The following is a 13,211-nucleotide window of genomic DNA, read 5'->3' on the forward strand; positions in this document are numbered from 1 at the left end:
GGGCGGCCCCGGGCTCCGCCGTCATAGACTGGAGGGCTATGTCTGCGCCCGTGATCGCCTATCCGCCGGAACTTCCGGTCAGTGCCGCGCGCGACGAGATCGCCGCCGCGATCCGCGACCACCAGGTGGTCATCGTCGCCGGCGCCACCGGATCGGGCAAGACCACCCAGCTGCCCAAGATCTGTCTCGAGCTCGGTCGCGGACGCATCGCCCACACCCAGCCGCGGCGGCTCGCGGCCCGCACGATCGCCGAGCGCGTGGCGGAGGAGATGCGCGTCCCCCTCGGCGGCCTCGTCGGCTACAAGGTGCGCTTCACCGATCAGGTGTCCGCGGAGACCCGCATCGCGCTGATGACCGACGGGATCCTCCTCAACGAGATCCACCGGGACCGTCTACTCCGCCGCTACGACACGATCATCATCGACGAGGCCCACGAGCGCTCCCTCAACGTCGACTTCCTGATCGGCTACCTGCAGCGCATCCTCCCCGAGCGCCCCGATCTGAAGGTGATCGTGACCTCGGCGACGATCGATCCGGAGAGCTTCGCGCGGCACTTCGCCGCAGCCGACGGGACGCCGGCCCCGGTGATCGAGGTGTCAGGGCGCACTTATCCGGTGGAGGTCCGCTACCGGCCGCTCATCGACGAGACGGCGCAGGATCCCGCCGACCCCGAGCCGGGCGACGAGGTCTCCGCGATCGTCACGGCGCTGCGCGAGCTGGACCGCGAGGCCCCCGGCGACGTGCTCGTCTTCCTCCCCGGCGAGGCGGAGATCCGCGATGCCGCGGACGCCGTACGCGGCGCATACGGCCGCGACTCCTCCCCCACCGAGGTGCTCCCCCTGTACGGCCGGCTCTCCGCCGCCGAGCAGCACCGGGTCTTCGAACGGTCCTCCGTCGCGGGCCTGCGCCGGCGGGTCGTGCTCGCCACGAACGTCGCCGAGACGAGCCTCACCGTCCCCGGCATCAAGTACGTGATCGACACCGGCACCGCACGCATCTCGCGGTACAGCAACCGCTCCAAGGTGCAGCGTCTGCCGATCGAGCCGGTCTCGCAGGCCTCCGCCGCCCAGCGCTCCGGACGGGCGGGGCGGACGAGCGACGGCATCGCGATCCGGCTGTACGGCGAGGAGGACTTCGGCGCCCGCCCCGAGTTCACCGAGCCGGAGATCCTCCGCACCTCGCTCGCCTCCGTCGTGCTCCAGATGCTCTCGCTCGGGTTCGGCGACATCGCCGACTTCCCGTTCCTCACCCCTCCGGACTCGCGAGGGGTGAAGGCCGCGCTCGACCTGCTGACGGAGCTGGGCGCCGTCGTCCAGGGCGACGGCCGCGGCGCCGACGCCGACACGCCACGGCTCACCCGGATCGGCCGGGACATCTCCCGCATGCCGATCGATCCGCGCTTCGCCCGCATGCTCGTCGAGTCCGTCAAGGCCGGCGTCTCCGCATCCGTGCTCCCGATCGTCGCCGGCCTGTCGATCCAGGACGTGCGGGAGCGTCCGTCCGCCGACGCCCCGCAGGCCGTCCGCGACGAGGCCGACCGTCTGCACGCGCGCTTCGCCGACCCGACCAGCGACTTCCTCACGCTGCTGAACCTGTGGAGCCATCTGCGCGAGCAGCAGCGCGAGCTGGGGTCCAGCGCGTTCCGCCGCCTCTGCCGCAGCGAGCACCTCAACTACGTGCGGGTGCGGGAATGGTTCGACGTGCACCGGCAGCTGCGCACGCTGGTGAAGGGCGGAGGGGCGAGAACGACCGACGCCGCCACTGACACCACCGCCGGCTCCGCCGCCGATCCCGATGCCGTGCATCGCGCGCTGTTGTCCGGTCTCCTCTCGCAGATCGGGATCGTCGACGAACGCACCGCCGCCAAGGGCGTGAACAAGACCGTGTCCCCCAGGGAGGCCAAGCGCCGGATCGCGGAGTACCGCGGCGCCCGCGGGATCCGGTTCTCGATCTTCCCCGGGTCCGCCCTGCGCAAGAAGAGCCCGCAGGCGGTGATGGCGGCCGAGGTCGTGGAGACCTCGCGGACCTTCGCCCGCACCGTCGCCGCGATCGACCCCGCCTGGGCGGAGAGCCTCGCCGGCGACCTCGCCAAGCGACAGGTGTCCGAGCCACACTGGTCCAAGGACGCGGGAGCCGCCGTCGCGTTCGAGAAGGTCACGCTCTTCGGCGTGGAGATCATCCCGCGTCGGCGGGTGCAGTTCGCCCGCATCGACCGGGCGGGCGCCAGGGACCTCTTCGTGCGCCACGCGCTCGTGGAGGGCGAGTGGGACCCGTCGAGGCTGGACAAGCGGGTCAGCGCCTTCTGGCGGAGCAACGCCGAGCTGCGCCGCCGGCTGGAGAAGCAGGAGGAGCGCGAGCGCCGTCGTGACATCCTCGCCGGCGACGAGGCCGTGTTCCGGTTCTACGACGAGCGGATCCCGGCCGAGGTCTTCGACGTGCGCTCCTTCGAGACCTGGTGGCGCGAGACCCTCGCCGGCACGCCGAAGCTGCTCGTGATGCGCGAGCAGGACCTCCTCGGCGACGCCGATCGCGCGGACCAGGGCGAGTTCCCCACCCGCTGGCCGCAGGGCGATCAGGTGCTGGGCCTCGCCTACCGGTTCGAGCCCGGCGCCCCGGACGACGGCGTGAGCGTGGTCGTCCCCCTCGCACTCCTGCAGCAGATCGAGGACACCGGCTTCGACTGGCAGGTGCCCGGTCTCCGCGCGGAGCTGGTGACGGCGCTCCTGCGCTCGCTGCCCAAGGCCATCCGCCGCCATGTGGTCCCCGCCGCGGACTGGGCGGACAGGTTCGGGGAGGCCCTCGCCGCCGACGGCCCGGAGCATCATGACGGACGGCCGTCCCGGTCGCTCGCCGAGGCGCTGGCGAAGCTCGTCCAGCCTCTGGCCAACCAGCCGGTCTCCGTCGCCGACTTCGACGAGGACCGCGTGCCAGGACACCTGCGGATGAACTTCCGCGCCGTGGACGAACGAGGGCGCGTCGTCGGATCGGGCCGCGACCTGCGCACCCTGCAGACGACCCTGTCCGACCGGTCGCGCGCGAGCGTGGCCCGGTCGGTGCGGGCGGCGTCCCCATCGGGTGGCGCGTCGACCGCACCGCGGCAGGGATCTGCGGTATCCGCCGCGGTATCCGGACCCGCCGCCGCGATCCGCGTCCCCCTGGAACGGGAGGGGATCACCGCCTGGGATCTCGGGGACCTCCCCGAGGTCCTGGACACGAGGGTCGCCGGCGGCGTGGTGCGCGGCTATCCCGCGCTGATCGATGCGGGCAGGAGCGTGTCGCTCCGGGTGGAGGCCACCGCCGAGACGGCCGCCGCCGAGACGCGCGCCGGTGTGCTCCGCCTGGTGCTGCTGAACGTCCCCTCCCCGGCCTCCTACGTCCAGGAGCACCTGACCAGCCAGGAGAAGCTCGCGCTCGCCGCATCCCCCTACCCCTCGGTCGCCGCCCTCGTCGAGGACTGCCGCGCCGCGGTCGCGAGAGCGATCATCGAGCGCACCCGGCCCGGGGGCATCATCCGCTCCGAGGCGGACTTCGCCCTGGTGCGGGACGCGGTGTCGCGGACGATCGTGGACGAGCTCTTCGCCTGCGTCTCCCTCGTCGCCCGGATCCTCACGGCGTCCAGGGGCGTCGAGCGCGCGATCAAGGCGCAGAACTCCCTCACCCTCCTCGGCCCGCTCAACGACGTCCGCGGCCAGCTCTCCGGCCTCCTGCCCTCGGGGTTCGTCTCCGCGAGCGGCGTGGAACGGCTCGCCCATTTCCCCCGGTACCTCGGTGGCATGCTCGATCGTCTGACCTCCCTGGCCGACGCGCCGGGCAAGGACCGGACCCGGATGACCGAGTACGAGCGGGCGGCCCAGGCCTTCGCCGATGCCGGCGGCACGATCCCCCTCCCCGCGGACGCGCCGGCGGCGCTCGTCGAGGTGCGCTGGCTGCTGGAGGAGTACCGCGTGAGCGTCTTCGCCCAGCGCCTCGGCACCGCGCAGCCGGTCTCGCCCCAGCGGATCGCCAAGGCCCTCGCCGACGCCCGGTAGGGGTTTGGGGGCTCCGCCTCGTCGGATCGATGCACTTCCGTCGGACCATTCAGGCTCATCGGTCCGACACAATGGCATCCGCCCGACCGGGCGTCGCACAGCTGGCCCCCGCCCCTGTCCCGGCCGGCCCGTCCCTGCCGACCTGTCCCGGAGACTCCCTGCGAAGGACCGATGCAACTCTGTCGGCCCGGTGCTCTCGAATGGTCCGACGGAAGTGCATTCTCCCGACCAGACGTCACCGGACGAAGCCGGGCGTCACCGGACGAAGGCAACGCCTGCGGCTCGGAGGACGCGTAGCCTGACGGTATGGCTCACGCGATCGTGCATGCCGCCATCGGCGGCCCGGAAGTCCTCACCCTCGTCGAGATCCCCGAGCCCGAGCCTGCTGCGGGCGAGGCCGTGGTGCGCATCGAGGCCGCGGGGGTCAATCCGATCGACGCGAAGCAGCGCGGCGGCGTCCGCCCGATCCCCCCTTTGACCGAGCCGCGTCGTGTCGGGTTCGATGGCGCGGGCGTCGTGACCGCTCTGGGAGACGGGGTCTCCGGCCTCGCGATCGGCGATCGGGTCGCGATCCGGGACACGCTCGGGACTTACTCGACCGCGCTGGCCGTCCCCGCCGCGCACCTGGCCCCGCTCCCGGATGCGGTCACGGCCGGGGAGGGGGCAGCTCTCGGGATCCCCGCGGGCACGGCGTACCAGTCACTGCGCTCGCTCGGCGTCCGCGACGACGACGTGCTCCTCGTCCATGCCGGATCCGGCGCCGTCGGCCAGGCCGCCGTGCAGTTCGCGGTGGCGTGGGGCGCGACCGTGATCGCCACCGGCGGTCCCGGATCGCATGAGCGGCTGCGCGAGCTCGGCGCGATCCCCGTCGCCTACGGAGAGGGGCTCGAAGAGCGGATCCGCGCCGTCGCTCCCCGTCCGGTCACCGTGGCGCTCGACGGCGCCGGGACCGACGAGGCGATCGAGGCCTCGCTCGCCCTGGTGTCGGACCGCGAGCGGATCGCGACGATCGTGCGAGGGCCGGATGCGGCGTCCTTCGGCATCCGCGCCTTCAGCGGCGGCAGCCCCATCCCCCTCAGCGCCCAGGAGCTCGTCTGGCGGGCGGAGGCGCTGCCGGCGACGATCGCGCTGATCGCCGCAGGCAGGTTCTCCGTCGAGTTCGGTCCCGACCTCCCGCTGGCCGATGCCGCCGAGGCCCATCGCCTGATCGAGGTCCGCGCCGTGCGCGGCAAGATCCTGCTGCACCCCTGATCTCGGCACCGGGTGTCCACGGCATCCGGTCGGACGGATGCCATGGCGTCGGCCCGTTTCGGGGATATGGGCCGACGGAGTTGCATCCGTCCTGCATTCGGAACGACACGAGGCGACCGACACGAGGCGCCCCGAACGGAACGCCGAACGGACGCGGGCCCTCGCGTCTCAGCCCTCCGCGGGGGCGACGGGGCGTCCGAGCGAGAGCATCAGCCGGTTCGCCCAGTTGAAGAAAGCCGCGCCGTGGATGACATCGGCGATCTCGCCCTCGTCCAGACCCGCGTCGCGGAGCCGGCGCACATCGTCGGCGCCGAAGGCGAGCGGGGTGTCGGTGAGGGCGACCGACGCCGCGACGATCGCGTTCCACCGCTCCCCCAGGTCCGCGTCCACTCCTTCGGCGAGGAGCCTGTCCACGTCGTCCGGCCGCTTGCCATGGTGCGCGGCGAACCGGGCGTGCACCGAGGCGCAGAACACGCAGCCGTTCCGACGGGATGCGGCGGCGGCCGCCAGCTCCCGGTCGGCGCGGGGAAGCCCGTCGGCGACGTTGTAGAAGATGTCCTTGTCCACGAGCGTGCGGGCCCGCAGCACCTCCGGGTCGCGGGCCAGCAGCCGGAAGTAGTCGCTCTTGGCACGGGATGCGTCGACGAGCCCGTCGAGGTGCCGCCCGGTCAGCTCGTCCTCGGCGAGCGGCGCGAGGTTCGGGATCCAGCCGACCTCCGCGCGCGTGAACGCGTCGGGATACGGTGGGGCGGATGCGAGGTCGGACCCGCTCATGCCGCGATCTCCTCTCGGCTGGAGTCCGTCGAGAGCGCGGTGAGGCCGGCCACGACGCGCTGCTGGAAGGCGAGGAACGCGATGAGCTGCGAGAGCGTGACGACGCCGTCCGGCGACCAGCCCGCCGAGAGCAGCCGGTCGATGTCCGCGCTCCGCGCCTCGCGCGGACGGAAGGTCAGCAGATGCGCGTGCCCGAGGGCCACGGCCAGCCGGACCCCGAGATCCTCCCTGGCCTCCTCGTCCGGCGTGTACCGGACTCCCTCGCTGTTCTCCGCCTGAAGCCCCTGCTCGGCGTACCGCCCGAAGGGTCCGGCGGCCGCGGCCCGCACGGCCTCGGCGATCACGCGTGCGCCGCGCGGATCCGCGGCCGATGCGCGCTCGGCGTAGAAGCGCGCCGTCGCGTCGTCGGCGGTGGCCCTGGTCACGAAGGCGGCGATGAGCTCGCGCTCGGCGCGGGTGACGTGCTCCTCCGACAGCGGCCGGAACAGCGCGTCGAAGCTCGCCTGCAGCTGTTCCCTGGTGTGCGGGCGTCGACGGCGCAGCGCATCGATCCCGGGCGCCGGGCCCACGATCGCGTCCACAACGTCCACAACGTCGGCGGGGGCGGGGGCGGGGGCGGGGGCGTCGAATGCGCGGTCCGCCTGGTCCTGGATGGTCATACTCGCTCCTTCACGGTGTAGCCGAGCAGCGGGGCGACCTGCTCCGCGAACAGCTCGATCGAACGCAGCACGTGCTCGTGCGGCGCGTCGACGGAGTGCACCTGGAAGGCGATCTCCGTCGCACGGCTCAGGGCGGCATCGGCCGCGAGCGACTCGGCGACCTCCTCCGGTGTGCCAAGGTGCGTGTCCAGCGCGACGATCAGCTCGTCGAGCGTGTCCCCCGGGATCACCTGGCCCTGCCGCCGGAAGCCCTCGGCGGCGCGACGCAGGCCCACCTCCGCGAACCGGAGTGCCTCGGCGCGGTCGTCCGCGACGAACACGGTGCGCGAGGCGGTGATCCGCGGCGCGACCCCCTCGGGCAGCGCGTCGAGATAGGCGTCGATGATCGGATCCTGGACCGCGGACAGCGGCGCATGCAGGTCATCGGCCGGACGCGGCTGGGTGCGCGAGAGCAGCAGCCCGTGCCCGTGCTCGCCGGCGCGGCGGCCTCCGGCGGCCGAGAACGTCGCCTGCCAGACGCGGCGGCCGAGGTCGCCGCCCTCCGGATAGAGCACATTCCCCGCACCGAGGTCGCGCCCTTCCAGCGCGTCGAGGAGGATGCCGAGCTTGCGCTCGTAGACGGCCGCCTTGTCCTTCGCCTCCTCGCCGAACGGGACGAAGGACGACGGCGTCCCGCCGCTTCCGAGGCCCAGGTCGATGCGGCCTCCCGAGAGGAGATCGGCGACGACGGCGTCCTCCGCGACCCGCACCGGCGACTCCAGCGGCAGCGTGATGATGCCGGTCGCCAGGCGGATGCGCGTCGTCCGGGCCCCGAGGTGGGCAAGGAGCACGAGAGGCGCGGGCAGCCCGCCCTCGGCGGCGTGGAAGTGGTGCTGCGCCACCCAGGCACGACCGATCCCGACGCGCTCCGCCTGCTGGATCTGGGCCACGGCCAGGGCGTATCGCTCGGCGGGCGGGGCGTCGTCGAGCAGGCGGGTGAACAGGGCGACGCTCGGCGCGCCGTGGCGTTCCTCGGTCATGCGGGGGCCTCCGATCGGCCGGGGACTGCGGAGAGCAGCTCCCGGGTGTAGTCGTGCTGCGGATCATGGAACAGCTCGTCCGTCGCGCCCTCCTCCACGACCCGCCCGCGATGCATGACCGAGACGGTGTGGCTGATGCGGCGGACGACGGCGAGGTCGTGCGAGATGAAGAGGTAGGTGAGTCCGCGCTCGGCCTGCAACGAGGCGAGCAGCTCGAGGATCCGGGCCTGCACGGTGACGTCGAGGGCGGACACGGCCTCGTCGAGCACGAGGATCTCGGGATCCACCGCGAGCGCCCGAGCGATCGCCACCCGCTGCCGCTGACCGCCGGAGAGCTCGGCCGGCGACCGCCGCGCGACATCGGACGGCAGCGCGACCCGCTCGAGCAGCGCCTCGGCCCGCTCCCGGCGCTCGCCGCGGTCGCCGATCCGGAAGTTGTGCAGCGGCTCGGCGACGATATCGACGATCCGCTGCCGCGGGTCGAGCGAGGCGAAGGGGTTCTGGTGCACGAGCTGGATGCGGCGGCGGAGCGCGCGCAGCCGGTGTCCCGACGCATCGGAGACGTCCTCGCCTCCCAGCAGCACCCTCCCTGCGCTCTGGCGCTGGAAGCGGGTCACGATCCGCGCTGTCGTGGTCTTGCCGGAGCCGGACTCGCCCACGAGCGCGTGCGTGGCGCCCCGGCGCACGCGGAACGACACGTCCTGGACCGCGCGGAACGGCTCGCGCCCGCCGGTGCGGAACTCCTGCACGAGCCCTTCTGCGACGATCGCGGCCGTCTCCTCCGTCGCCGCCGTCGCCGCGTCCCGGAGGAACGCCGGCACGGGTGTCGCGGGGAAGCCGCTGACGAACGCGGGAGCGTCGGCGAGCAGCTGTCGCGTGTACCCGTCGGCGGGACGGGCGATCACGGACGCGGTCTCGCCCGCCTCGACGATCCGGCCGCCGGAGAGCACGACGAGACGCTCGGCGCGGTCCGCGGCGACGCCGAGGTCGTGCGTGACGAGCAGGATGCTGGTCCCCTCCTCCCTGCGCAGGTCGTCCAGCAGGTCGAGCACGCGGCGCTGCACGGTCGCGTCGAGGGCGCTGGTCGGCTCGTCGGCGATCAGCAGCCGCGGGCGCAGAGCGATCGCGGTGGCGATCAGGACCCGTTGACGCATGCCGCCCGAGAGCTCGTGCGGATACTGCCGCGCGCGGAGCCCCGGGTCGTCGATCCCGACGCGGTCGAGGAGGTCGAGGACTCTCGCGCGCCGCGCCGCGCGGTCACGATGCCCGTGGAGGCGCAGGATCTCGCCCACCTGCACGCCGATCGGGCGGACGGGATCGAGCGAGGTCGTCGGATCCTGCGGCACCAGGCCGATCTCGGGCCCGCGGATGATGCGGAGCGCGCGGTCGGACCATCCCGCGATGTCCAGGCCACCGAGCCGGATGCCTCCGGCGTCGACACGTCCGCCCGCGGGGAGGAGCCCGAGCACGGCGTGCGCGATCGTGGACTTGCCGGAACCCGATTCGCCCACGAGTGCGAGGGTCTCCCCCTCCTCGATCTCGAATCCGATCCCGTGGACGACCTCGCGACGGCCGCGGGAGCGGGAGGCGTAGGAGACGCGCAGGGCGTCGACGGCGAGGACGCTCATGGCGTGCTCCTTCCGATGCGATGGCTGAGACGGTTCGCGGCGAGCACGACCGCGACGACGACCAGGCCGGGAAGCGTCGTGAGCCACCACGCGGTGCCGACGTAGTTGCGCCCCTCCGCGATCAGCAGCCCCCACTCCGGGGTCGGGGGCGGTGCACCGTAGCCGAGGAAGCCGAGGGTGGAGATCGCGAGGATCGCCGTGCCGAACTGCAGCGCGGCAAGCGCCAGGATCGGCGTGAGCGCGTTGGGGAGCACGTGACGCCGGAGCACCGCGACGAACGTGCCGCCGCTGCCGAACGCCGCCTCGACGTACTCGGTGCGTCGTACGCGCACCACCTCCGCCCGCATGAGCCGGGCGAACGCGGCGACGCTTCCGAGGCCCACCGCGATCGCGGCGTTCACCGTGCCGAAGCCGAGCAGGATGATCACGGAGAGCGAGAGGAGGAGCCCCGGCACGGCGAGCAGCACGTCGACGATCCGCATCAGCACGTCGTCGACGATCCCTCCCGCCGCTCCCGCGACGAGGCCGATCAGCGTGCCGAGGGCAAGCCCCACCGTGACGGCGATGAGGGCTCCCGAGAGCGAGTGGACGGCGCCGTGCACGACCCGCCCGTAGAGGTCCCGTCCGAGCACGTCGGTGCCGAACCAGTGCTCCGCGCCGGGCGGGAGCAGCTTCTGCGCCGGCACGCCCCGCAGCGGATCCGCCGGGGCGAAGACGCCGGGGACGAGCGCCCAGAGCACCGCGACGAGGAGCACGAGCGCGGCGACGACGAGGCTCCACGGCACGGCGCGCCATGCCGTGGACCGGGCCGGTGTGGGGGTGGGGGTGGGCGTGGGCTCCGGGGTGCGCGAATGCCCCGGCGTGGCACTTCTTGTGGGTTGAGCGGCGTCCCAACCCACAGAAACAGCCACGGCGGGGCCGAAACGGTGCGCAGGCACGACGGGCACAGCCGACCGGGCCGCCTCAGCGGGCTGCGAGCCCGGCCCCAACCCCGCGGACGAGTCAATACCGGCGGTCACGCGATCGCCTCCGCCGTGATCGGCCGCGGATCGCGGATCCGGCGAACGCCCTCGGCGCGACGCTGTCGCGGGTCGATGAGAGGCGCGAGCAGATCGACCACCAGGCCGACGAGGACGAAGCCGAGCGCGGAGAGGAGCACGATGCCCTGCAGCACCGGGATGTCCTGGTTCGCCACGGCCTGCTCCGTGAGCCGGCCGATCCCGGTGCGGCCGAAGACCGTCTCGGTGACGACGGCGCCGCCGACGAGCTCGCCGAACAGCACGCCGGCGATGGTGAGCGCGGGAAGGGCCGCGTTGCGTGCCACCGACCGCGTGAGGATCCAGGCGGTCGGCGCGCCCTTCGCGCGGAGGACCGTGATGAAGGGCTGCGCGCGCACACGATCGATCGAGCGGACGAGCACCTGGGCCAGGGGCGCGGAGATCGGCACGGCGAGCGTCAGCACGGGAAGGATGAGCCCGCGCACCGGGTCTGCGCCGACCACCGGCACCCAGCCGAGCCCGAACGAGAACACCTGGATCAGGATGATCCCGAGCCAGAACACCGGGACGGCCACGAGGAGCCCCGGCGCCTGCCGGATCCCGGCGCGCAGCCAGCCGAACGGAGCGAGGACCGAGAGCGCGGCGACCGCCACCGCGAGCAGGATCGCGACGGCCAGTCCGAGCGTCGCCAGCAGCAGCGTGGACGGCAGCGCCTCGGCGAGCATGGTCCGCACCGGCGTGCCGAACTGCGTCGACGAGCCGAAGTCGCCCGCGGCGAACCCGGCGAGCGCGTGGAGGTACTGCTGCCACCACGGGACGTCGGACCCGTAGCTGGCGCGGATCGCGTCGAGCTGATCGGGGCTCAGCCCGAGGCTCGGATCGGCGAACTTGATGAGGATCGCGTCCCCCGGCAGCAGCTGGAGCAGGACGAAGGTGGCGGTGAAGGCGGCGATCAGCACGATCGCCGCCTGACCGATCCGCCGCAGGACGAAGCGCATCAGTGGTCCTGGAGCCAGACGCCCGCGAACCACGGACGGCCGACCGACTCGTATGCGACGCCCTGCACGTACGGCGCCGTGCCGTACACCTGGGGCTCCTCGAAGAGCGGGATCACGTACGCCTGCTCGGCGAGGTAGTCCTGCACGGCCTGCGAGGCCGCGATGCGCTTCTGCGGGTCGGGCTCGGAGGCGACGACGAGCAGCAGCCGGTCCAGCTCCGCGTCGCCCGAGATCAGCACATCGCGGTTCTTCGAGTAGTACTGGCTCTTGATCACGTCGAGGTCGGCGCGTCCGACCATCGAGTGGTAGAAGCCGGTCTTCTGCGGATCGCGGGTGTCCTCCGCATAGCTGCCTGCATCGCCGGGCTTGACGTTCAGCTCCACCCCGATGCGGCCGAGCTGCTGCGCGATGAGCTCGAGCGTCTGCTTGGACTGCGGCTGCGGCTTGGCCTCGTAGACCGTGATCGACAGCCGCTGGCCGTCCTTCTGGCGGATTCCGTCCGCGCCGGGGACCCATCCCGCGTCATCGAGAAGCCGCTGCGCCTTCTTCGGGTCGTACTGGTAGTGCGCCGACTCGTCCTTGTAGCCGAGGGCCGTGGAGGAGAGCGCGGAGGTCGCGACGGGGTAGTTCTCCGTGAAGATCGTGTCGACGACCTCCTGCGCGTCCACCCCGGCGACGAGGGCCTGTCGCACGCGGATGTCCGTGAGGAGGGCGTTGGTCGGACGCAGCGCGAGCGAGTTGTTCACGCCGCGGGTCTGCGGGGCGTGCAGCACGAAGCCGGCCGAGGCGACCCTCGCCTCGTCGAACGACTGCACGTAGCGGACGTAGTCGGCCTGCCCGGCCAGCAGGGAGCCGATGCGCACCGAGTCCTCGGGGGTCACCAGGATGTGCACCGCGTCGAGATACGGACGGCCCTGGTTCGCCGCGCTCTTCGGCGCCCAGGCGTAGTCCTCGCGGGCGGTGAGGGTCAGCTCCGTGCCCAGCTTCTCGGCGCCGGCGGTGAACGGCCCCGATCCGATCACGTTCGCCGCGTTCCCGGCCCCGAAGTCCTCGATCGTGCCGTCGAGGGTGGCGGGCGAGAGCAGCCCGGAGGTGATCGTGGAGGTCGCCTGGAGGAACCCGGGCGACGGCGCACTGAAGCGGAAGGTCACGGTGTCGGTGTCCACGACGTCGCTCCCGGCGTAATTGTTGATCGCCTCCGAGACGGTGAGGCCGCGCTGCGGATCGCCGAGTCCGTAGGTGTCGTAGTTCTTCTTCACGGCCGCGGCGTCGAGCGGAGTGCCGTCGGAGAAGGTCGCGCCGGGGCGGAGATCGAACGTGTACTCGGTCGCGTCGGCGTTCACGGTCCAGTCGGCCGCGATCCACGGCTCGATCTCCAGCGTCTCCGGGTTCTGCCAGGTGAGGCGGTCCGCGATGTTCCCGACGATCCCGCCGTTCGGGTAGAAGCCGGCCTGCGGCGGATACAGGTTCGTGTAGGTCTGGTACTCCAGATAGGTCAGCGTCCCGCCCGTGACGGGGTCCCCGACGGCGGCGGAGGGCGCGGCATTCGGCGTGCTGGTCGCCGCGCAGGCCGACATCCCGGCAGCGAGGACGAGCGTGAGCGCTGCTGCGGCGGCGCGGGGGATGCGGGTCGTCATGCGGGTGCCTCCTGGGTTCGGGTCGTACGGGGAGCGGTCCGCGGAGGGCGGATGGGAGCCCACGCTAGGCGCGTGGCGCACCGCGGCGCCCATGTGACGTCATGGACCGTCTCTCCCGGTCATACGGCGTCTCGTCCGGTCACACGACGCAACAGTTCGACACGCCGCCGGGGCGGGGTGGGGTGGGACCCGGGGCCGGGCGGCGTGGGCGTCGGTCGG

General features: G+C 72.7%; 9 protein-coding genes. 2 read left to right on the top strand and 7 right to left on the bottom strand.

Features of this window, described 5'->3' with window-relative positions:
- Positions 1-38: 38 nt before the first annotated feature.
- Together hrpA and J2Y69_RS01565 are read left to right on the top strand one after the other, a co-directional pair.
- Positions 39-4,028 carry an ATP-dependent RNA helicase HrpA gene (gene hrpA, locus J2Y69_RS01560; RefSeq protein ID WP_396653012.1) on the top strand — a complete coding sequence of 1,330 codons (3,990 nt, stop codon included), beginning with the start codon at positions 39-41 and terminating at the stop codon, positions 4,026-4,028.
- Positions 4,029-4,334: 306 nt separating this feature from the next.
- A complete protein-coding gene (locus J2Y69_RS01565; RefSeq protein WP_310016818.1) occupies positions 4,335-5,279 on the top strand; it encodes a quinone oxidoreductase family protein in 945 nt (314 codons plus the stop codon).
- Positions 5,280-5,447: 168 nt separating this feature from the next.
- Here J2Y69_RS01565 and J2Y69_RS01570 read toward each other — a convergent pair whose 3' ends face one another.
- The 7 genes from J2Y69_RS01570 to J2Y69_RS01600 all read right to left on the bottom strand — a co-directional run bounded on the left by J2Y69_RS01570 (position 5,448) and on the right by J2Y69_RS01600 (position 12,992).
- Complete coding sequence (locus J2Y69_RS01570; protein ID WP_310016819.1) at positions 5,448-6,053, bottom strand: alkylhydroperoxidase domain protein; 606 nt, start codon at positions 6,051-6,053, stop codon at positions 5,448-5,450.
- Positions 6,050-6,712, bottom strand: a complete 663-nt coding sequence (locus J2Y69_RS01575; RefSeq protein WP_310016820.1) for a CMD domain protein — start codon at positions 6,710-6,712, stop codon at positions 6,050-6,052. The genes J2Y69_RS01570 and J2Y69_RS01575 overlap by 4 nt, the downstream gene beginning before the upstream one ends.
- Positions 6,709-7,731: a putative FMN-dependent luciferase-like monooxygenase gene (locus J2Y69_RS01580; protein WP_310016822.1), complete on the bottom strand. Its 1,023-nt coding sequence runs from the start codon at positions 7,729-7,731 to the stop codon at positions 6,709-6,711. Before J2Y69_RS01580 ends, J2Y69_RS01575 begins: the two co-directional genes overlap by 4 nt.
- Positions 7,728-9,359, bottom strand: a complete 1,632-nt coding sequence (locus J2Y69_RS01585; RefSeq protein WP_310016824.1) for an ABC transporter ATP-binding protein — start codon at positions 9,357-9,359, stop codon at positions 7,728-7,730. Before J2Y69_RS01585 ends, J2Y69_RS01580 begins: the two co-directional genes overlap by 4 nt.
- The gene (locus J2Y69_RS01590) at positions 9,356-10,144 is read right to left on the bottom strand and encodes an ABC transporter permease (protein ID WP_310016826.1); all 789 of its coding nucleotides are present in this window, start codon (positions 10,142-10,144) and stop codon (positions 9,356-9,358) included. Before J2Y69_RS01590 ends, J2Y69_RS01585 begins: the two co-directional genes overlap by 4 nt.
- Positions 10,145-10,374: 230 nt before the next feature.
- Complete coding sequence (locus tag J2Y69_RS01595; protein WP_310016828.1) at positions 10,375-11,355, bottom strand: ABC transporter permease; 981 nt, start codon at positions 11,353-11,355, stop codon at positions 10,375-10,377.
- Positions 11,355-12,992 carry a TIGR04028 family ABC transporter substrate-binding protein gene (locus J2Y69_RS01600; RefSeq protein ID WP_310016830.1) on the bottom strand — a complete coding sequence of 546 codons (1,638 nt, stop codon included), beginning with the start codon at positions 12,990-12,992 and terminating at the stop codon, positions 11,355-11,357. Before J2Y69_RS01600 ends, J2Y69_RS01595 begins: the two co-directional genes overlap by 1 nt.
- Between the last annotated feature and the right edge of the window lie 219 nt (positions 12,993-13,211).

It is taken from the genome of Microbacterium resistens (assembly GCF_031456305.1).
GTDB lineage: Bacteria > Actinomycetota > Actinomycetes > Actinomycetales > Microbacteriaceae > Microbacterium > Microbacterium resistens_A.